We start from the raw sequence: 18,569 nt of genomic DNA on the forward strand, positions 1-18,569 counted from the left end.
AAACTGTTGGCACAAGGACGGGAGTCGCCGATGACCTACGGAGTGGACCAGCTCGCCACCATGATGGACGACTGGCTGATCAGCAGACCGGTCGGGCGGATCGAAGCCCTGGGGCGCGGGGCCGTCACTGTGAGCGGGCTCGGGGCGGTTCCCGCGCTTGGCGACCTGGTTCGGTTCGGCGCCGGGCCGGATGCCAGGCGTGGCGAGGTCATCGGGCTCGAAGCCGCACGGGTAACTATCCTGCCGGACGAGGCGCTCGAAGGGTTGCGCGTCGGTGACCGGGTCGTGCATCTCGGGCCCGCGACTCTCGCGCCCGACGATACCTGGATCGGTCGCATACTCGACCCCTACGGATTGCCATTGGAAGGTCGGCCGCTTTTGCCGGGGCGAAAGCGGCGGGCGATGGGCGCAACGCCGCCCTCGGCCACGCGGCGCCGGGGTCTTGGCCAACGGCTCGAGACCGGATTGCGGGTCTTCAACACGCTGCTTCCTCTTGTGCGTGGGCAGCGGATCGGCCTGTTCGCCGGGTCGGGCGTCGGAAAATCGTCGCTGCTCGCGCGCCTCGCGCGGCGGGTCCAGGCGGATGTCGTGGTGATCGCGATGATCGGTGAACGCGGGCGTGAATTGCGGGATTTCGCGGAAAAGGTACTGGGGCCCGAGGGGATGGCCCGGTCGGTGATCGTCGCGGCCACGTCCGATCGTTCCGCGGCGCAGCGCCGACGATGCGCGTCCGCGGCGATGACCGTGGCCGAGCATTTTCGCGACGCCGGACGACAGGTGCTGTTCCTGGCGGACTCGGTGACGCGGCTGGCCGAGGCACATCGCGAAGCGGCGCTCGCCGCCGGCGAAGCCGCGTCCATGCGCGGCTACCCGCCCTCGACCGCTGCCTGCCTCACCTCCTTGTGTGAACGGGCCGGCCCGGGTGAGGACGAGCAAGGGGACATCACGGCGATCTTCACGGTGCTGGTCGCCGGATCGGACATGGAAGAGCCCGTGGCGGATACCTTGCGTGGGGTCCTCGACGGACATGTCGTGCTCGCCCGTGAGATAGCCGAGAGGGGACGCTTTCCCGCCATCGATCTGCTGCGATCCGTCTCTCGTGCCTTGCCGGAGGCGGCGTCGGAGGCCGAGAATGCCGTCATCGCCGAGGCGCGACGGCTTCTGGGCGTGTACGACCGCGCTGAAATGATGGTTCAGGCGGGGCTCTACACGCCGGGAACCGATGCTCAGATCGATCAGGCCGTTGCGGCGTGGCCAAAGCTCGACGGGTTCATCGCAGAGGCCGAGAATGGCACGACCGCCGACAGTTTCCGTAGTCTCGCCGGGTGTCTTCCGCGTGGGCAGAAGGCGAAGCCGACGGGATGATGCGCCCAGTCTAGGCCGGCTGCATTGCCTGAAGGAGCGAAAGGGCGACGCTGGCGCTCGTGGTGCTGGCCTGCGAGCCTGCCGCGAGTTGTCGTTGCGCGAGGAATTGCCGCTCAAGATTTTCGGCGCGATCAGGATCGGTGAATGCTGCGGGAGCCGCCACTCCGAAGAACTGCTCGCTGCGCTTCCTGAAGACAGAGAGCTGCTGATCGACATCGAGAGCGCCGAAGGATTGCGGTAGCCCGAACGCCCTCGCGAAGACTTCTCGCAGCGGCTTCGACGCGATCACACCGTACCATTGCGCGTCCTCGGATCCCGTTCGGGCGACCAGCGCCTGGAGCTCGCGCTGAAACCCCATGACCAGCCGCATGTCGGGATCGACGTCCCCGACCGCAGCCTCGAAGCTTCGGGTCTTGTACGCATCGACGATACGATCGGCGAAGCCGTCCAGGGCCGTGCGCGGACCCGTGGCCCGGCCGAACCCGAAAGCCTCGGCCAGGGTGAGATAGCGCTTGTCCGACAGACGGTTGACGAAAGACTCGGGATCGGCGGTATCCGATGACAGGACCTTGGTGACGTAGAAGGAATTGTTGATGTCCTCCCCCAGGCCGAAGGCGCCAAGGGCGACTTCCAGCAATTCGCGGTCGGCGACCAACCCGTCCGCCGAGCGGATCCCGGCAATCTCGGTCCTGAAGCGGTCCGTCACCCGTTGCAGCCGAGGTGTCGCTTCGAAGGCGTCCTGTTGGTTTTCCCGTGTACGCTGCAGAAAGGCCAATCCGGCGAGGCCGCCGAAGGGAATGACCGGAACAAAGGTCATTTCGGCGTCACGGCGAAGAGTCGGTCCTCACGCGGAAGCAACGTCCTGAGCGCCTTGAGCGCTTGATAGAATTGAAGCTCCATCACGGCGCGGCTCGCGGCGTTCAGTTGCGCCGCGCTGTCGCCATCGGTGAGGACCTGGCTCAACTGTTCGATCCCGCGCAGAAGCTGCTGCCGCGCCTCCGCAGGCGGTGCATCGCCCGAGAGGGCGAGCTGCGCGATATAGCAGACCCTGCGAACGGGGGTATCGGCCTCGTCGGGATGGAGGGCATCGCGCAGGCGCAGGATGTTGGCGCCCGGTGTCACGATGTTCAGCCGGCCCCGGCGGTTGCCGTTCTCTATCACGGCGCCGTTGATCAGGATCCGCTCGCGCGGCGCCAGTTTCAGGACGAGCCCGGTCATCGCACATGGTCCTGTTGCTGGCGCAGGCCGCGCATCATGGCAGTATTGATGTCGATGAGCGATTCGGCGTCTGCCTTGCCGCGAAGGACCTTACCGGTGTGCATCCGCGTGAACTCGGCCAGATAAAGGATCCGGGCCCGAAGGTCTTCGGGAAGTGCGTTTCCCGGATCGGCAACGTCGACCGCCAGAGTCGTCCAAAGTTGCCGGTTCTGATGCAGGGCGTGAACGACATCCGGCGTAGAGCGGGCCCTTTTCAAGGCGCTCGTGATGCGGGCGAATGCTTGGTATTCGGTTGTCTGCGCGGGCCGTGCGGGCGCTGTGGCCGCAGGCGCGTAGGCTGCGTGGGCGAGATGCGAAGCGTACACGGTCATTCCTTTTCAAGGCGTGTCTCACGGGCCGCGTTCGGCGGTCGTGACGTTTGGATGCGGGGCGCCCGCGACGCGGACGCCCGGACCGAACGCTTAGCGGAACAGCGACAGGATCGACTGCGGCGCCTGGTTGGCGATCGACAGTGACTGGATCCCCAGCTGCTGTTGCGTCTGCAGTGCCTGAAGCCGGGCCGAGGTCTCTTCCATGTCGGCGTCGACCAGCGCGCCGATCCCGGTCTTGAGCGAGTCGGTCAGGCTGGACACGAAGTCCGATTGTGTCTCGAGCCGTCCTTGAACCGAACCGAAGGCCGCCGCCGCGTTGACCGAGTTCGTGATCAGCCCGTCGATGGCGCCGAGCGCAGCGGTCGCGTTGGCGGCGCTGGACACGGAAAGCGTGCCGAGCTGGCCAAGGAGACCGGCGCCGTTGTTCTGCCACTGACCGGTAATGGTCAGATCGGCCCCGGCCCCCATGGTGAGATCGAGCGTGCCGGGCGTACCGCTGTCGTAGTCGACGGTCAGACCCGCAATGCCGAGTTCGTCAATCTGCGACTTCAGGTTGACGGCCACGATGTCGGCGGTGGTCGTGGAGGCTGCGTCTTCGGCCGTGACAGTATAGGAGACCTGCTGTTCGCCGATGTTGAAGCTGATCCGGTCGCCCTGGGCGAACGCGGCGCCGTTCTCGGCGATCTCGATCTGTTCGTTGTCACCGTTGGAGAGGGCCAGTGCGACGGTATCGCCGAGCGCCGACGCACCGTTCGAACTGCCCGAGAACACATCGTTCGCGGCGTAGCCGGCGGTCGACAGGTTCTGGCCGTTGATCGCGATGTTGGCGGCGGTGACGTTGCCGGTGCTGTCGCGGTTCAGCGAAGACAGGACGTTGATGGTCGTGGTCGATCCATCGACCAGGTTCAGGCCGTTGAACTGCGCCGCGCCGACGACCGAGGTGATCTGGCCCTTGAGCGCCTGCACGTCGGCGTCGAGCTTGGCGAGATCCACGTTGTCGCCCTGCGCCGAGGTGATCTTCTTCTTCATGTCCTTCAGAAGGTCGGTCACGGTTTCCGAGGCGGACCGGGCCACGGCTACGGTGGATTCGCCGAGCGCGAGACTGTCGGAAACGGCCTTGAAGCCCTCGACGTCGGATTCCATGACTTTCGAGATGGCCCAGACCGCGGAATTGTCCTTGGCGGTCGCAATGCTCTTGCCCGTCGAAATCTCGGACTGCGTCGCAGCGAGGTTCTTGTTGATCGACTTGAGGCTCTGGAGCGCGACCATCGCGCCGGTGTTCGTCAGAATGCTGGACATTGGTTTCCCTAGATTACAGGCGCTTTTACGCCGGTTTTCGCCACCTTTCGGCAGCTGCGTCCGGTCCTTCTGACCGCTGCGGCAGGGCCGCTGGGCCCTGTCGCGCCATCCCACCTCGGGATGCAGGTCGCACTTTGCGGGGGAGGTTCTAAGATCGCCCTAACTGCGGAGGAAAAGCCGTTCGAATTCGAGTTTAATCACGGTTCAGGCGCGGCGGACGAGGCGTTTCCTGTCTGTCCTGTGCCCCTGGCGGGTGCCGCGGGCGGAGTACGTCTCGAGCGGGACGCCGTCCGAAATGGCGCTGAGCCGGTCGCGAGCCGCCGCCAGGCCGGCGAGCGCCGCTTTGAACAGGCTCTGGTTGCGTGCGTGATCCGTTCGAAGCCGATGCAGGGTCTCGGCGTCGGGTGGATCCTTGGCGAGGCGTTCGATGAGTGATTCGTGTTCGGCAAGAAGGCCAGGCAGTTGGTCCAGTTTGCCGGCCAGAAGAGCGGCGCGCTCTCGCTTCGCGAGGTGAAGAAGCCGCCCGGCGGGATCACGCGCCATCGGGTGCACCGGCCAAGGAACGGAAGATATGCTCGGCCAGGCCGATGCCCCCGGCGGCGGCGATCGAATCGGCCTGTGCACGCCGGAGATAGGAGGCGAACTGGTCCTCTCCGGCACCGCCGCCGAACGTATCCGGTGTTTCGTTCAGGCCGGTGGCCTTGAGCATCTCGGCAAGAAAGACGCTCTCGAGCTCGGTGGCCGCGGCGCGGAGCGGTTGGGCCGCGTTCGCCGTGGGCGCGAGGGCAGGCGGAACGGATTGAATCAGCATCTGCGAAGCCTCTGGGGTCATTTCGGGTTGGGGGAAGGTGATGCTCCCGCGGTAAAGATCCCGTAACCGGTTGGCAGGTAGAAGGCGTGTGTCGTCCTAATCGTCAAAGGCCTTCCATGTTGTTACTGCCTGACCTTCTGATCCGCTCGACCGTGCGCGACGGCGATCAAGGTGCGCAGTCGGAGCCGCGACCCGATCTCACGGGTGGCTTCCTCGAGGCGTTCCGTCAGGCGGGGGCTCCGGCGGAGGCTCGTGTTTCGCCGGACGACCTCGAACCGATGGTGCAGACGACACCCTCGTCCGAACCGATGTCGGAGACCGGCGCCGCGCGCGACAAGGACCCTCCGGAGTTTGAGATTGACGTCTCCGTCGATGCGACTGTGCCGGTGCAGGCGCTGCCGGAAGAGGTTGGCGCGGTCCCCGTTTCGTCCAGGGTTGAAACAGCGTTTGCGGAGCCTGTCGGACGCCCGAAGATGCGTGATCTAACCGGCGGGTCTGCCGAAATTAGACCGCGAACACCCGACCCCGCGCCGAAGACGCAGCCGTTGCCGTTGCCGTTGCCGGCCAGCCCAGTCGAGCTCACCAGTTCTCTCAATTTGCCCGCCCGTCCGGAGGCCGGAATCGGCGCAAAGCAACCGGTTGCGGACGGTCGAGAGGCGCCTGCGACAGAAGCGCGGATTATTCGAATCGATGGTGTCGCTGTCGAAATGAGGGCGCCAGCGCCTGATGTGGCGACTGAGGGTCAGATCGTGAAAACCGAGATGCCCTCGCCTGTTTCCCGGCACGAGATTGCGGTGGATCGCCGGGCTGACAGGCCGGTGTTCGAGTTTGAGGTTCCGCGCGTCCGGGAGCCGCGACAGGCCTCGCCCGGCCTGGCGCCAATTGCGGACATGAGCGCGACTGCCATACCGGTCAAGCCACTTGCGGGGACGGCCTTCGTGCCGCTGAAGGCGGCTACCGAGCCGGAGCCTCTCAAGGTAATGCCGGAAATCGAGATCTTGGCCGACGTCGCCGTTGGGCGCGAGCCCGTCCGGCATGCGGCCCCGGACGTGGCGCGGGCTGCGCCCTCCGTCCATTCCAGTTCTGCCGGACCGATACTCGTTGCCCAGGTCGCGGAGGCGGCGCGGGGGTTGGGGGATGGGCCGGTCAGGATTTCGCTTGCGCCCGAAGAGTTGGGCAGTGTGCGGCTGACGCTCTCGGTCACCGAGACGGGAATCACGGTACATGTGGCGGCGGAGCGGGACGAGACGTTGCAGCTGTTGCGGCGGCATGCGGGGATGCTTTCAGACAGCATGTCGGACGCCGGGTTCGGCGAGACATCCTTTACATTTGAGCAGGATAGAGGGTCGGCGGGGCGCGAGCAGCCCGGCACGGGCCACGAGACCGGTCTGCAGGGAGAGCCGGAGCGGCCTCGGGCGGACGTGATCACGGTCGTGCCGGACCGGCTCGACCTGCGGCTCTGAGACAGGGGAGACTGGCGAATGGACGTGTCACAGACTGTGCACGACGGGTACACCGGACGTATGCCAAACGTGCAGACAAAAGATGCCGCGGTCTCGTCCGATTTCGAGACCTTCCTGAAGATGCTGACGACCCAGCTCGAGAACCAGGATCCGCTCGAACCGGTGAAGTCCGAGGACTTCGCCGTACAACTCGCCACGTTCTCGGGGGTCGAGCAGCAGGTCAAGACCAACGATCTTCTCGCCTCGGTCGCGGGACAGATCGGGGCGATGGCCCTGTCGCAGATGTCCGGCTGGGTCGGCAAGGAAGCGCGCGCCGCGATGCCCGTGGCCTTTGACGGCACGCCGGTGACGCTGGTTCCCGAGGCGACGGCAATCGGGGACCGTCACGTGCTGGTGGTGCGCGATGCCTCCGGCGCCACGGTCGGGCGGATGCCGGTGAGCGCGGACGGCGCGCCTGTCGAATGGGCGGGTACCGACGCGACGGGCGCGCCGCTGCCGGAAGGGCAGTATGGCTTCGCTAGCGAGACCTATCTTGGCGGCGAACTGGTGGACGAGGCGCCTGTGGAGACATTCGGGCGGATTCTCGAGACCCGGATGGAGGGCGATTCCATCGATCTCGTCTTTGCGGGCGGCGTCACGGTGCCGGCCGACGCTGTGACGGCTCTGCGCGATGGGTGAGGTCGTGGGGCCCGGCCGGATCGCGCGGCGCTGGCTGGCGGTCTTGTTCTTTCTGGCCCACTCACGCGAGCGCGTCTTGCGCGGCCGCATCATTCCTGCGGCCCGATGTGACCGAAGTGGCGGCTGCACGGTCGGAACCGTCGCGGCGTTCTCCGGGAGGAGGCATGACCCCAAGGCGGGGAAAACAGGCTCCGTGAGACGCCGACATGCGCTCCTCCGAACGCTCCCCGACCTCGCACGTGCGCGTCGCGCTTGCCGTGGGAGACGGCCGGGCCTAGCTTCGGCTGGACATGACCGGCCCGCTGTCCCGCCATATCAAGCGCAAGACCGGCCTGCCTTCGCGGCTGGCGCCGGCGCTGGAGCGTGCGGGACTGTTGACGGGCGCACCCGAGTGGCAGCCGCTGAGCGGGGGGCGCACCAACCATGTGTGGCGCATCGCCCAGCCCGACGGCGATGTCGTCTGCAAGCTTTCGCCCCGAAACGCCGGGCCGCCGCTGTTCCCGAACGTGCCGACGGCCGAGGCGGTGGCGCTGTATTCGCTGGCGGGCAGCGGACTTGCGCCGCGGCCCCTGGGGCGGCTGACAGCGGACGAGGGCCCGTGCCTGGTCTATCGCCACGTTCCGGGCGAGCCTTGGTCCGGTGGCGCCGCGGCGCCGGTTGCGGCGGCCCTCGCGCGGTTGCATCGCCGCCATCCGCCCGCCGGCCTGCGTCGGGTGGGGGCCACAGCCGCGGACCTGCGCGACATGGCCGACGCGATACTCGAGACGCTGCCGCCCGAGCCGCGCCTCACCGCGCTTCGGCCGGACCTCCCGCACGATCCGACGGGCGGGCCGCAGGCGTTCCTGCACGGCGATCCGGTGCCCGCGAACATCATCGCGGCAGAGACGGGCGCGGTGCTGATCGACTGGCAGTCGGCGGCCTGTGGCGACCCGGTGCACGATCTCGCGCTGTTCCTGTCGCCGGGGCTGCAGACCGTCTATCTCGGGGCGCCACTTCCCGGGGCCGAGGTTGCGGCGTTCCGCACGGCCTATGGCGATGCCGCGGCACTGGAGCGATTGGATCGCCGGGCACCGCTCCATGCCTATCTGGTGGCCGCGCATTGTCACTGGCGCGTGGTGAACGGCGATGCCGGCTATGCGGCCGGGCTGGAGGCAGAGCTCGCGCGGCTGGAGCGGGGCGGCTAGAGCGCCTGCAACACCCAGATCAGCGCCGCCATCGTCACCGCGCCGACGCCGGCATAGCCGAGGCGCATCCACTTTGTCGGGCCCTTCACGTGCACCTGCGGCAGCGATTCCCGCATCAGCGCGGCCTCGGCCATCTGCGGCAGCCTGGGCCCGAAACGCGCCAGCACCCGTGCCGTCCGCTTGAGATCGCGGGCCAGAGCCTTGGGGCCGATATTGTCCTTGATGTACTCCTCGACGATGGGCGAGGCGACTTCCCAGATGTTGATCTGAGGATAGAGCGAACGGGCCACGCCCTCGACCACGACCATCGTGCGCTGCAGCAGGATCAGCTCGGTCCGCGTCTCCATCCCGAAGCGCTCGGTCACCTCGAAGAGATAGTTCAGCAGCCGGCCCATCGAAATACGGCTGGCGTCCATGCCGAAGATCGGCTCGCCGACCGAGCGCAGGGCGCGGGCGAATTCGTCAACGTCGCGATCGGCGGGAACGTAGCCCGCCTCGAAATGGACCTCGGCGACGCGGTGATAGTCCTTGCGGATGAAGCCGAAGATGATCTCGGCGTAGACCCGGCGGGTGTATTCGTCGAGCCGGCCCATGATGCCGAAGTCCAGGGCGATGATGTCGCCGTTCGGCGCCACCTTGAGGTTGCCCTGGTGCATGTCGGCATGGAAGTAGCCGTCGCGCAGCGCGTGGCTGAGGAACAGGCGCAGCACCCGCTCGCCCAGGGCCTTGCGGTCGTGCCCGGCGGCATCGATCGCGCCGAGGTCGTTCGCGGGGATCCCGTTCGCCCAGCCCAGGGTCATCACCCGACGGGCGGAGAGGAACCACTGCACCTGCGGGACGCGGAAGCCCCCGTCCTTGGCAGTGTTCGAGGCGAACTCGGCCGCGGCGGCGGTTTCCATCCGCAGGTCGAGCTCTCCCATCACGACGCCCTCGAAATGGGCGATCACGTCCATCGGGCGCAGGCGGCGGGCCGAGGGGGCCAGCAGCTCGACCATGCGGGCGGCGAGGTAGAACGCGTCGACGTCCTTGCGGAAGGCCCGCTCGATCCCCGGCCGCAGCACCTTGACCGCGACGAGCTCGCCGGTGTCGGCGAGCCGGGCCTGGTGGACCTGGGCGATGGAGGCGGCGGCGATCGGCTCGGAGAACTCCGAGAACAGCTCGTCGACCGGCAGCTCGAGCTCTTGCTCGACCATCTCGCGTGCCTCGGCCAGCGGGAAGGGCGGCAGCTTGTCCTGCAGCACGCGCAACTGCGAGGCGAGCTCGTCCCCGACCACGTCCGGCCGGGTCGACATGATCTGGCCGAACTTGATGTAGGCGGGGCCGAGCGCAGTCAGCGCGCGGGTCGCCGGAGGTTGTGTCACGTCGCCCTTGTAGCCAAGCCAGGCGAAGGGCCAGCCGAGGATGCGGGCGACGAGGCGCAGGTGCGGCGGGGCGCGGAACGCGTCCAGCACCACGCCCATCGCGCCGGTGCGTTCCAGCGTGGCGCCGGTGCGGATCAGCCGCCAGATGTTGTGGGGACCCCTCAAGAGATCAGAGCTTCCAGCCGGAATGCAGCGCCGCCACGCCCATCGTCAGGTTGCGGTACTTCACCTGGTCGAAGCCGGCCTCGCGGATCATCGCGGCGAAACTTTCCTGATCCGGGAAGCGGCGGATCGATTCGACGAGATACTGATAGCTGTCACGGTCCTGCGCGATCGCCTGTCCCATCCGGGGAATCACGTTGAAGGAATACAGGTCGTAGGCCTTCTGCATCATCGGGTTCGGCAGTTGCGAGAATTCCAGCACCATCAGCCGTCCGCCGGGTTTCAGCACGCGGTACGCCTCCGAGAGGGCGTCGGCGATGCGGGTGACGTTCCGGATGCCGAAGCTGATCGTGTAGACGTCGAAGCTGCGGTCCTCGAACGGCAGGGCCATCGCGTCGCCGACGATCCAGTCGAGGCGGTCCGAGAGGCTTTCCGCCTCGGCCCGCTTGCGGCCCTCGACCAGCATCGACTCGGTCATGTCGAGCACGGTGGCCGACGCTCCGGGCGCCCGCTTGAGGAACCGGAAGGCGATGTCGCCGGTGCCGCCGGCCACGTCCAGAAGGCGCTGCCCGTCCCGCGGCGCGAGCCAGTCGAGCATCGCGTCCTTCCACAGCCGGTGCACGCCGCCGGACATCACGTCGTTCATCACGTCGTAGCGCGACGCGACCGACGTGAACACGCCGTGGACGCGGCCCGCCTTCTCGTCCTCGGGCACGTCCTGGAAGCCGAAGTGGGTGGTCTTGCCGTCGCTGTCGGAAGGTTCTGTCATGGTGCCCTTGCGGTCGCCTTTTCCTCGCCCTTCTTATAGGCCGCCGGGGCGCCGTTACAATCCATCGCCCCCGACAGGAGCAAGCCGTTGCCAGAATTGCCGGAAGTCGAGACGGTTCGTCGCGGCCTCGTCCCCGTGATGGAGGGCGAGACGATCCTCCGCGCGCAGGTCAACCGGCCCGATCTGCGCTGGCCGCTGCCCGATCGGATGGCCGAGCGACTGACCGGCCGGCGCGTCTTGGCGCTGCGGCGGCGGTCGAAATACGTGCTGGCCGAGCTCGACTCGGGCGAGACGCTGATCGTGCATCTGGGGATGTCGGGGCGGATGCTCGTCTCGGGGCAGCAGCTGGGCCAGTTCCGGCACGAGCATCCCGCCCCGCAGGCGCACGACCACGTGGTGCTGGACCTGAGCGGCGGGGCGCGGGTGACGTTCAACGATCCGCGCCGGTTCGGGGCGATGGACCTGTGGCCGTCCGCCACGCTCGACACCCACTGGCTGCTGGCGGGGATCGGGCCCGAGCCGTTCGGCAACGCCTTTCACGAGGACTACCTCGTCCAACGGCTGCGGGGGCGGAACACGCCGATCAAGGCGGCGCTGCTGGATCAGAAGGTCGTGGCCGGTCTGGGCAACATCTATGTCTGCGAGGCGCTGCACCGCGCCGGGGTCTCGCCCGTGCGTAAGGCGGGGCGGCTGTCGGCGCGGCGGGCGGGGGCGCTGGTGCCGGTGATCCGCGCGACGCTGGCCGACGCGATCGAGGCGGGGGGATCCTCGCTGCGGGACTACCGGCAGGCCGACGGCGAGCTGGGATACTTCCAGCACACATTCCGGGTTTACGGCCGCGAGGGATGTCCCTGCGTCACGGCGGAGTGTGGCGGCACCGTGCGCCGGATCGTCCAGTCGGGACGCTCGACTTTCTACTGTGCACGCTGTCAAAGATAACTTGATCGCGGTTGCTGGACTGCTAAGGCTGGGCATCTGACGCAATAGCGAGAGCCCAGCGGACATGGCATACAAGACGATAATCGTCGAAATCGACGAGCACGTCGCCCTGATCAAACTCAACCGTCCGGATGCGCTGAACGCGCTGAATTCGGCGTTGCTGGGCGAGCTAGGCCAGGCCCTGCGCGAAGCCGACGCGAACGAGAAGGTGCGTTGCATCGTCCTGACGGGGTCCGAGAAGGCCTTCGCCGCCGGCGCGGACATCACCGAGATGGCCGATAAGAGCTTTGTCGAGGCGTTCCTCGGCGACCTCTTCGCGCGCGAGGCCGAGGCGATCGAACGGATTCGCAAGCCGATCATCGCGGCCGTGTCGGGCTATGCCCTGGGCGGCGGCTGCGAGCTGGCGATGATGTGCGACTTCATCATCGCGTCGGATACCGCGAAGTTCGGCCAGCCCGAGATCAATCTCGGCGTCATGGCCGGCATGGGCGGCAGCCAGCGCCTGACGCGGCTCGTCGGCAAGTCCAAGTCGATGGAGATGCACCTGACGGGCCGCTTCATGGACGCGCAGGAGGCCGAACGCTCGGGCCTCGTGAGCCGCGTGGTGCCGGCGAAGAAGCTTATGGAAGAGGCGATGGGCGCCGCCGAGAAGATCACCGAGAAGTCCCAGCTTTCGGTGGTGGCGATCAAGGAGGCCGTGAACCGCTCGTACGAGACCACGCTGAGCGAGGGGCTGCTGCAGGAGCGCCGGCTGTTCCACGCGCTGTTCGCCACCGAGGACCAGAAAGAGGGCATGTCGGCCTTCGTCGACAAGCGCGAGGCCCAGTTCCGGGACAAGTGAACCGATGCCGGTCGCCCCGCTCAAGACCTGGATCGACCGGCAGACGGCGCGGCGCCCCGCCCTGCGGCGCGGACTCGCCGTGGCGGGCGCGCTGCTGGTGCTGGGATGCTTGGCGCTGACGGTATTTACTGCGGGGCAGGGCGGTTGACAGCCGGCCGACTCGGGTATAACGACGCGGCTTCAGAATTCTTGACTCTCCGCGAAAGACGGGACTGATCGACTTATGGCAAATACGCCCCAATCCAAGAAGCGCGCCCGCCAGAACGAGCGCCGCTATGCTGTGAACAAGGCGCGCCGGTCGCGCATCCGCACCTTCCTGCGCCGTGTCGAAGAAGCGATCGCCTCGGGCGATCAGACTGCGGCCACCCAGGCCCTGCGCGACGCTCAGCCCGAGCTTATGCGTGGCGTCACGAAGGGCGTGGTGCACAAGAACACGGCCGCTCGCAAGATGTCGCGCCTCTCCTCGCGCGTGAAGGCGCTGGCTTGATCCCGCCGGGTCCCTGACCCGCGTAATAGCCTTGTAAACTTGATGAAAGCGCGCTCTTCGGGGCGCGCTTTTTGCTGTGCAATTGCCCCCGCTGAGGCGTTTCGGCCACATCTCGCACAGGGTTTGGGATTCGACGCGGGAAAGGGTGAGTCAACTGCAAAGGCCAATTGCGCGCTCGGTGACGACGTTGCTAGCTTATCCCAGCGATTCACCGTTGGGGGGACATGACAGCGATCCGAACCTGGCACGCATGACGGCGGCACCTGCCTGTGCCGCTTCTGCCGTGGGCGACGATCTGCCAAGCCGGAGCTGCAGAGTCTGTTTTGGGGACAGACGCGCCAGCAACCGGACCTCGTGAACGACGACCGGGAAACCGGCACCGGGCGCGGGGCATGTCCAGAATAGACCGCGATTGCGGAGGATGACCGTACAACCGGGTTACCGACCCGGACGGTATCCTTTTGTCTTTCGTGTCTGTTTTGACTGCGCCGGCCGGGCAACCGGTCCGTGGCGAAGGCCACGGGTCGGATGTGTTTCCTTGTGTCCGACGCAGCTCTGACGGTCTCGCTGGGCGGCGGCCGGACCGGTCGCCGCGGATGAGTGATCCGGCGCGGCCGGAGCGTGTGACAGAACCGGGGGACGACATTAGACCAATGACCGATGAGACATGGGGAGCCGTACGTCAGGAACTTTTGAAGGCGGTCGGGCAGAGCAACTTCACCAACTGGATCGAGCCGCTCGAGTTCGCCGAAGTCCAGGACGGCGTGGCCTTCTTCAACGTACCGACGCCCTTCATGGGCAACTGGGTCTCGCGGCATTTCGGGGATCGCATCCTCGCCGAGATCAGCAAGGCGGGCGAGGATGTCCGCCGGATCGAATTCAACGTCCGCTCCTCTGCCGCCGCGCCTCATCCCGCGTCGCAGCGTCCGGCCGCCGCCTCCCCCGAAGCGGCAGCGTCGGCCGCTGACCCCGCCCCCGCGAGCGACGATACGGACCTGCCCGGCGCGCCGCTGGATTCGCGGTTCACCTTCGACAGCTTCGTCGTCGGCAAGCCGAACGAGCTGGCGCACGCCGCCGCGCGCCGCGTGGCCGAGGGCGGCCCCGTCGCCTTCAACCCGCTGTTCCTCTATGGCGGCGTCGGGCTGGGCAAGACGCACCTGATGCACGCCATCGCCTGGGAGCTGCAGGCCCGCCAGCCCGAGCTGCGGGTGCTGTACCTGTCGGCCGAGCAATTCATGTACCGCTTCATCCAGGCGCTGCGCGAGCGGCAGATGATGGACTTCAAGCAGATGTTCCGGTCGGTCGACGTGCTGATGGTGGACGACGTGCAGTTCATCGCCGGCAAGGATTCCACGCAGGAGGAGTTCTTCCACACGTTCAACGCGCTCGTGGACCAGCGGAAGCAGATCATCATCTCGGCCGACCGCGCCCCCGGCGAGATCGAGCAGATGGAAGGCCGGATCGTCAGCCGCATGCAGTCGGGGCTGGTGGTCGACCTGCACCCGACCAGCTATGAGCTGCGGCTCGGCATCCTGCAGCAGAAGGTCGAGCAGTACCGCGGGCAGTTCCCGAACATCCAGCTGACCGACGGCGTGCTGGAGTTCCTGGCCCACCGCATCACCAGCAACGTCCGCGTGCTGGAGGGCGCCCTGACGCGGCTCTTCGCCTTCGGCAGCCTCGTGGGTCGGCCGATCGACATGGACCTCGCGCAGGAATGCCTGACCGACATCCTGCGGACGATGGATCGCAAGACGACGATCGACGAGATTCAGCGCAAGGTGTGCGACCATTACAACATCCGCATCTCGGACATGGTCGGGCCCAAGCGCCAGCGCGCGCTGGCGCGGCCGCGGCAGATCGCAATGTACCTGTGCAAGCACATGACGCAGCGGTCCCTGCCCGAGATCGGACGCAAGTTCGGCGGGCGCGATCACACCACGATCATGCACGGGATCAAGCGGATCGAAGAGCTGAAGGGCACCGACAGCGCCATCGCCGAGGACATCGAGATGCTGCGACGGTCGCTGGAGGCCTGAGCAGCGTCGAGACGCCGGGCGTCCGGCCTTGACGCCCCTGCCAAATCCTTGGACAGTCCCGAAAACGTGAAAAAGCAGCCCAAGGGGCGGCGCGCGGCCCGTCGTCCCGACTACCTTCGGAGTGGGACATGAAGATCAGCATCGAACGCGGCACGCTCCTCAAGGCCGTGTCCCAGGCGCAATCGGTCGTCGAACGCCGCAACACGATCCCGATCCTGGCGAACGTGCTGATCGAGGCGGACGGCGAGTCCGTCAGTTTCCGCGCCACCGACCTGGATATCGAGGTTGTCGACCGCATTCCCGCGCAGGTCGAACGCGCCGGGGCCACGACCGTCAACGCCGTGACGTTCCACGAGATCGTCCGCAAGCTGCCCGACGGCGCGCTGGTCAACCTCACCGACGACAGCGCCGCGGGGCGGATGTCGGTCGAGGCGGGCCGCTCGCATTTCTCGCTGGCGACGCTGCCGCGAGAGGATTTCCCGGTGATGGCCTCGTCCGAGTACGAGACGAACTTTTCCGCCAAGGCGCCGGTGCTGCGGCGGCTCTTCGACAAGTCGAAATTCGCCATCTCGACCGAGGAGACGCGGTATTACCTGAACGGCGTCTACATGCATGTCTCCGAGTCCGAGGAGGGGCAGGTGCTGCGCTGTGTCGCGACCGACGGGCACCGCCTCGCCCGGATCGACGCCCCCCTGCCGCCCGAGGCCGAGGGCATGCCCGGCGTCATCGTCCCGCGCAAGACGGTGGGCGAGCTGCGCAAGCTGTTGGACGACGACGAGGCGGACATCGCCGTTTCGGTGAGCGAGACCAAGGTGCGCTTCGCCACGCCCGAGATCACGCTGACCTCGAAGGTCATCGATGGCACATTCCCGGACTATACCCGCGTGATCCCGCAGGGGAATGCCAAGCGGATGGAGGTCGACGCGGCCGATTTCGCCAAGGCGGTGGACCGGGTCGCGACGGTCAGCTCGGAACGCTCGCGCGCGGTCAAGATGCAGCTCGACGAGGATCGTCTGGTCCTGTCGGTCAACGCACCGGACAGCGGCAACGCCGAGGAGGAGCTTGCGGTGGCCTATGGCGACGAGCGGCTGGAGATCGGGTTCAATGCGAAGTACCTGCTGGAGATCGCCAGCCAGGTGGATCGCGAGAACGCTGTGTTCCTGTTCAACTCGTCGGGCGATCCCACGCTGATGCGCGAGGGCAATGACACCTCCGCGGTCTACGTGGTCATGCCGATGCGCGTGTGACCGGCCGGGGGACGCCTCCGGCGGGAGTATTTCAGCGAAGATGAAGGGGCGGTTCGTGACGGGCCTCGCGGTGACATCGCTGAGCCTGTCGCATTTCCGCTCGCACAAGGCGGCGCGGCTGTCCCTCGACGGACGGCCGGTGGTGATCTACGGGCCGAACGGCGCGGGCAAGACCAACCTGATCGAGGCGGTGTCCCTGTTGTCGCCGGGCCGCGGCCTGCGGCGGGCGGCGGCGGACGACCTTGCCCGCCGGCCTGAGGCGATCGGCTGGCGCATCGGCGCCGGGATCGCCGCGCCCTGGGGCGCCCACGAGATCGACATCCGGGCCGAGGGCGGCGGGCCGCGTCAGGTGCGGATCGACGGCAAGACGGCGCCGCAGACCGCGCTCGGCCGGCTGGTGCGCGTCGTCTGGCTGATCCCGGCGATGGACCGGCTCTGGATCGAGGCGGCCGAGGGGCGGCGCCGGTTCCTGGACCGGATGACGCTGAGCTTCGAGCCGGGGCACGGCGACACGGTTCTGGCCTATGACAAGGCGATGCGCGAGCGGAACCGGCTGTTGAAGGACGACGTGCGCGACGGCGCGTGGTTCGACGCGCTGGAGCGGCAGATGGCCGAGGCGGGCGCCGCGATCACGGCGAACCGCCTGTCGGCGCTGTCCCGCGTGGAGGCGGCGCAGGAGGGGGCCGAGACCGCGTTTCCGGCGGCGACGCTGGCGCTGGTCGATCCCGAGGGCGGGGTCGAGGCATGGAGCGCGGGTACCCTGCGCGACGCGTTGTCGGCGGGCCGTCCGCGCGACCGCGCGGCGGGCCGGACGCTGACGGGGCCCCATCGGGCGGACCTGTCGGGCACCTATGCGGCCAAGGGCATCGCGGCCGCCCAGTGTTCCACCGGCGAGCAGAAGGCGCTGCTGATCTCGCTGGTGCTGGCCAATGCGCGGGCGCTGGCGCTCGAGACCGGGACGCCGCCGATCATCCTGCTCGACGAGGTGGCGGCGCATCTCGACTCCGACCGCCGCGCGGCCCTTTATGACGAGATCGTCGCGCTCGGCGCACAGGCCTGGATGACCGGCACCGGGGCCGAGCTGTTCGAGTCCCTGGGCGACCGGGCGCAGCGGATCCTGGTGCGCGAGCGCGACGGCGTCTCGGCGGTGGAGGCGGGCTGATGGCAGAGGCGCGGATCCTGCTGTTGCGGGGCGTGAATGTCGGCGGGCGGGGCCGCCTGACGATGGCCGCCCTGCGCGATGCCCTGGTCGCCGAGGGGGCGTGGGACGTGGCCACCTACCTGTAGAGCGGCAACGCGGTGTTTCACGGCAACGCCGGGGCGCGGCGGATCGCGGCGACGTTGGCGGCGCGGACAGAGGTGTCGCCGGCGGTGATGGTCTTGTGCCGGTCGGCCTTCGAGGCGATCGTCGCGGCCTGCCCGTTCGACGCCGACGCGGCGCCACGGCAGCATCATGTGGCCTTCCTCGCCGCCCGGCCCGAGGCGACCGCGGGGCTTGACCGGCTGGCGGAACCGGACGAGCGGTGGCAGGCGGGCGACAAGGCGATCTACCTGCACTGTCCGTCGGGCGCGGGCCGGTCGAAACTGGTGGCCGGGCTCGAACGGGCGCTCGGGGTCGGGACGACGCTGCGGAACTGGGGCACGGTGACGGCACTGGCGCGGATGGCGCAGGAGATGGACGGAACATGACCGCAAGCCCAATGGACTTCGCGCTCTATGCCGGGGCGCTTCTGGTGCTGTTCCTGACGCCGGGGCCGGTCTGGGTCGGGCTGATGGCGCGGTCGCTGTCGGGCGGGTTCCAGGCGGCGTGGCCGCTGGCCCTCGGGGTGGTCGTGGGCGACATCCTCTGGCCGCTGCTGGCGATCCTCGGGGTGACCTGGCTCGTCTCGGTCTTCTCGGGGTTCCTGCTGGTGCTGAAGGGGGTTGCCTGCCTGGTGTTCATCGGCATGGGCATTGCGATCCTGCGGAGCGCCGGGGCGTCGATCTCGGCCGACGGGCGGCTGACACGGCCGGGAAAGTGGGCGGGGTTCGTCGCCGGGCTGGCAGTGATCCTGGGCAACCCGAAGGCGATCCTGTTCTACATGGGGATGCTGCCGGGCTTCTTCGACCTCGGCGACCTGCGGACCGGCGACATCGCGGCGATCATTGCGCTGTCGGCGGCCGTTCCGTTGATCGGGAACCTGGTCCTGGCGCTGTCGATCGACCGGGTGCGCCGGCTTCTGAGCTCGCCACGGGCGCTGCGGCGGACCAACGTGACGGCGGGGCTCCTGCTGATCGGCGTGGGCTGCGTCATACCCTTCACGTGAAGGCGATGAGGCTGGTGGAGACGCCGTGACAC

20 protein-coding genes and 1 pseudogene are annotated in these 18,569 nt (G+C 67.7%); 13 read left to right on the top strand and 8 right to left on the bottom strand.

The window, feature by feature from the left end; translation table 11 throughout:
• Positions 1-30: 30 nt before the first annotated feature.
• On the top strand, positions 31-1,365 hold the full coding sequence (locus BMZ25_RS19230; RefSeq protein WP_092696267.1) for a FliI/YscN family ATPase: 1,335 nt from the start codon (positions 31-33) through the stop codon (positions 1,363-1,365).
• A gap of 10 nt (positions 1,366-1,375) precedes the next feature.
• Here the strand turns inward: BMZ25_RS19230 and BMZ25_RS19235 are convergent, their stop codons facing one another.
• The 6 genes from BMZ25_RS19235 to BMZ25_RS19260 all read right to left on the bottom strand — a co-directional run bounded on the left by BMZ25_RS19235 (position 1,376) and on the right by BMZ25_RS19260 (position 5,064).
• Positions 1,376-2,182, bottom strand: a complete 807-nt coding sequence (locus BMZ25_RS19235; RefSeq protein WP_092696268.1) for a DUF1217 domain-containing protein — start codon at positions 2,180-2,182, stop codon at positions 1,376-1,378.
• Positions 2,179-2,583: a flagellar biosynthesis repressor FlbT gene (flbT, locus tag BMZ25_RS19240; RefSeq protein WP_092696269.1), complete on the bottom strand. Its 405-nt coding sequence runs from the start codon at positions 2,581-2,583 to the stop codon at positions 2,179-2,181. Before flbT ends, BMZ25_RS19235 begins: the two co-directional genes overlap by 4 nt.
• Positions 2,580-2,954: a flagellar biosynthesis regulator FlaF gene (gene flaF, locus BMZ25_RS19245; RefSeq protein ID WP_092696270.1), complete on the bottom strand. Its 375-nt coding sequence runs from the start codon at positions 2,952-2,954 to the stop codon at positions 2,580-2,582. The genes flbT and flaF overlap by 4 nt, the downstream gene beginning before the upstream one ends.
• Positions 2,955-3,044: 90 nt before the next feature.
• On the bottom strand, positions 3,045-4,253 hold the full coding sequence (locus BMZ25_RS19250; protein ID WP_092696271.1) for a flagellin: 1,209 nt from the start codon (positions 4,251-4,253) through the stop codon (positions 3,045-3,047).
• A gap of 204 nt (positions 4,254-4,457) precedes the next feature.
• Positions 4,458-4,796 carry a hypothetical protein gene (locus BMZ25_RS19255; RefSeq protein WP_092696272.1) on the bottom strand — a complete coding sequence of 113 codons (339 nt, stop codon included), beginning with the start codon at positions 4,794-4,796 and terminating at the stop codon, positions 4,458-4,460.
• Entirely contained in the window at positions 4,786-5,064 is a 279-nt protein-coding gene (locus BMZ25_RS19260) for a rod-binding protein (protein ID WP_092696273.1), read from the bottom strand. The genes BMZ25_RS19255 and BMZ25_RS19260 overlap by 11 nt, the downstream gene beginning before the upstream one ends.
• Before the next feature lie 116 nt (positions 5,065-5,180).
• Here BMZ25_RS19260 and BMZ25_RS19265 point away from each other — a divergent pair, with 116 nt between their 5' ends.
• The 3 genes from BMZ25_RS19265 to BMZ25_RS19275 all read left to right on the top strand — a co-directional run bounded on the left by BMZ25_RS19265 (position 5,181) and on the right by BMZ25_RS19275 (position 8,389).
• On the top strand, positions 5,181-6,527 hold the full coding sequence (locus BMZ25_RS19265) for a flagellar hook-length control protein FliK (RefSeq protein WP_092696274.1): 1,347 nt from the start codon (positions 5,181-5,183) through the stop codon (positions 6,525-6,527).
• An 18-nt stretch (positions 6,528-6,545) separates the two neighbouring features.
• On the top strand, positions 6,546-7,205 hold the full coding sequence (locus BMZ25_RS19270; RefSeq protein WP_092696275.1) for a flagellar hook capping FlgD N-terminal domain-containing protein: 660 nt from the start codon (positions 6,546-6,548) through the stop codon (positions 7,203-7,205).
• A 290-nt stretch (positions 7,206-7,495) separates the two neighbouring features.
• The gene (locus BMZ25_RS19275) at positions 7,496-8,389 is read left to right on the top strand and encodes a phosphotransferase family protein (protein WP_092696276.1); all 894 of its coding nucleotides are present in this window, start codon (positions 7,496-7,498) and stop codon (positions 8,387-8,389) included.
• On the opposite strand, the gene ubiB is transcribed toward BMZ25_RS19275, so the two are convergent.
• On the bottom strand, positions 8,386-9,915 hold the full coding sequence (gene ubiB / locus BMZ25_RS19280) for a 2-polyprenylphenol 6-hydroxylase (RefSeq protein WP_092696277.1): 1,530 nt from the start codon (positions 9,913-9,915) through the stop codon (positions 8,386-8,388). The two genes, BMZ25_RS19275 and ubiB, sit on opposite strands and share 4 nt — an antisense overlap.
• A gap of 4 nt (positions 9,916-9,919) precedes the next feature.
• Positions 9,920-10,681: a bifunctional demethylmenaquinone methyltransferase/2-methoxy-6-polyprenyl-1,4-benzoquinol methylase UbiE gene (gene ubiE / locus BMZ25_RS19285; protein ID WP_092696278.1), complete on the bottom strand. Its 762-nt coding sequence runs from the start codon at positions 10,679-10,681 to the stop codon at positions 9,920-9,922.
• A gap of 87 nt (positions 10,682-10,768) precedes the next feature.
• Between ubiE and mutM the strand changes: the two genes are divergently transcribed.
• From mutM to BMZ25_RS19330, 9 genes and pseudogenes are all read left to right on the top strand, one after another.
• A complete protein-coding gene (gene mutM / locus BMZ25_RS19290) occupies positions 10,769-11,620 on the top strand; it encodes a bifunctional DNA-formamidopyrimidine glycosylase/DNA-(apurinic or apyrimidinic site) lyase (RefSeq protein WP_092696279.1) in 852 nt (283 codons plus the stop codon).
• A gap of 64 nt (positions 11,621-11,684) precedes the next feature.
• Complete coding sequence (locus BMZ25_RS19295; RefSeq protein WP_092696280.1) at positions 11,685-12,461, top strand: enoyl-CoA hydratase; 777 nt, start codon at positions 11,685-11,687, stop codon at positions 12,459-12,461.
• Positions 12,462-12,465: 4 nt separating this feature from the next.
• Positions 12,466-12,609 (top strand): hypothetical protein, encoded by a 144-nt coding sequence (locus BMZ25_RS21010; RefSeq protein WP_177190546.1) that lies wholly within the window; start codon positions 12,466-12,468, stop codon positions 12,607-12,609.
• 75 nt (positions 12,610-12,684) lie between these two features.
• On the top strand, positions 12,685-12,948 hold the full coding sequence (rpsT, locus tag BMZ25_RS19300; RefSeq protein WP_092696281.1) for a 30S ribosomal protein S20: 264 nt from the start codon (positions 12,685-12,687) through the stop codon (positions 12,946-12,948).
• 653 nt (positions 12,949-13,601) lie between these two features.
• A complete protein-coding gene (gene dnaA / locus BMZ25_RS19305) occupies positions 13,602-14,984 on the top strand; it encodes a chromosomal replication initiator protein DnaA (protein WP_092696282.1) in 1,383 nt (460 codons plus the stop codon).
• 128 nt (positions 14,985-15,112) lie between these two features.
• On the top strand, positions 15,113-16,231 hold the full coding sequence (gene dnaN / locus BMZ25_RS19310; protein WP_092696283.1) for a DNA polymerase III subunit beta: 1,119 nt from the start codon (positions 15,113-15,115) through the stop codon (positions 16,229-16,231).
• A gap of 55 nt (positions 16,232-16,286) precedes the next feature.
• Entirely contained in the window at positions 16,287-17,393 is a 1,107-nt protein-coding gene (gene recF / locus BMZ25_RS19315) for a DNA replication/repair protein RecF (RefSeq protein WP_092696303.1), read from the top strand.
• Positions 17,393-17,920, top strand: a pseudogene (locus tag BMZ25_RS19325) (DUF1697 domain-containing protein). Before recF ends, BMZ25_RS19325 begins: the two are co-directional and overlap by 1 nt.
• Complete coding sequence (locus BMZ25_RS19330) at positions 17,917-18,537, top strand: LysE family translocator (protein WP_092696286.1); 621 nt, start codon at positions 17,917-17,919, stop codon at positions 18,535-18,537. The pseudogene BMZ25_RS19325 and the gene BMZ25_RS19330 overlap by 4 nt, the downstream one beginning before the upstream one ends.
• Positions 18,538-18,569 lie beyond the last annotated feature (32 nt).

Origin of the sequence: Tranquillimonas rosea, from assembly GCF_900111315.1 — a bacterium.
GTDB lineage: Bacteria > Pseudomonadota > Alphaproteobacteria > Rhodobacterales > Rhodobacteraceae > Tranquillimonas > Tranquillimonas rosea.

What these genes read in the sequence shown, in the direction of transcription:
- BMZ25_RS19230 (WP_092696267.1), top strand. Translation starts at nt 31, where the DNA reads ATGACCTACGGAGTGGACCAGCTCGCCACCATGATGGACGACTGGCTG.
- BMZ25_RS19235 (WP_092696268.1), bottom strand. Translation starts at nt 2,182, where the DNA reads ATGACCTTTGTTCCGGTCATTCCCTTCGGCGGCCTCGCCGGATTGGCC.
- flbT (WP_092696269.1), bottom strand. Translation starts at nt 2,583, where the DNA reads ATGACCGGGCTCGTCCTGAAACTGGCGCCGCGCGAGCGGATCCTGATC.
- flaF (WP_092696270.1), bottom strand. Translation starts at nt 2,954, where the DNA reads ATGACCGTGTACGCTTCGCATCTCGCCCACGCAGCCTACGCGCCTGCG.
- BMZ25_RS19250 (WP_092696271.1), bottom strand. Translation starts at nt 4,253, where the DNA reads ATGTCCAGCATTCTGACGAACACCGGCGCGATGGTCGCGCTCCAGAGC.
- BMZ25_RS19255 (WP_092696272.1), bottom strand. Translation starts at nt 4,796, where the DNA reads ATGGCGCGTGATCCCGCCGGGCGGCTTCTTCACCTCGCGAAGCGAGAG.
- BMZ25_RS19260 (WP_092696273.1), bottom strand. Translation starts at nt 5,064, where the DNA reads ATGCTGATTCAATCCGTTCCGCCTGCCCTCGCGCCCACGGCGAACGCG.
- BMZ25_RS19265 (WP_092696274.1), top strand. Translation starts at nt 5,181, where the DNA reads ATGTTGTTACTGCCTGACCTTCTGATCCGCTCGACCGTGCGCGACGGC.
- BMZ25_RS19270 (WP_092696275.1), top strand. Translation starts at nt 6,546, where the DNA reads ATGGACGTGTCACAGACTGTGCACGACGGGTACACCGGACGTATGCCA.
- BMZ25_RS19275 (WP_092696276.1), top strand. Translation starts at nt 7,496, where the DNA reads ATGACCGGCCCGCTGTCCCGCCATATCAAGCGCAAGACCGGCCTGCCT.
- ubiE (WP_092696278.1), bottom strand. Translation starts at nt 10,681, where the DNA reads ATGACAGAACCTTCCGACAGCGACGGCAAGACCACCCACTTCGGCTTC.
- BMZ25_RS19295 (WP_092696280.1), top strand. Translation starts at nt 11,685, where the DNA reads ATGGCATACAAGACGATAATCGTCGAAATCGACGAGCACGTCGCCCTG.
- BMZ25_RS21010 (WP_177190546.1), top strand. Translation starts at nt 12,466, where the DNA reads ATGCCGGTCGCCCCGCTCAAGACCTGGATCGACCGGCAGACGGCGCGG.
- rpsT (WP_092696281.1), top strand. Translation starts at nt 12,685, where the DNA reads ATGGCAAATACGCCCCAATCCAAGAAGCGCGCCCGCCAGAACGAGCGC.
- dnaA (WP_092696282.1), top strand. Translation starts at nt 13,602, where the DNA reads ATGACCGATGAGACATGGGGAGCCGTACGTCAGGAACTTTTGAAGGCG.
- dnaN (WP_092696283.1), top strand. Translation starts at nt 15,113, where the DNA reads ATGAAGATCAGCATCGAACGCGGCACGCTCCTCAAGGCCGTGTCCCAG.
- BMZ25_RS19330 (WP_092696286.1), top strand. Translation starts at nt 17,917, where the DNA reads ATGACCGCAAGCCCAATGGACTTCGCGCTCTATGCCGGGGCGCTTCTG.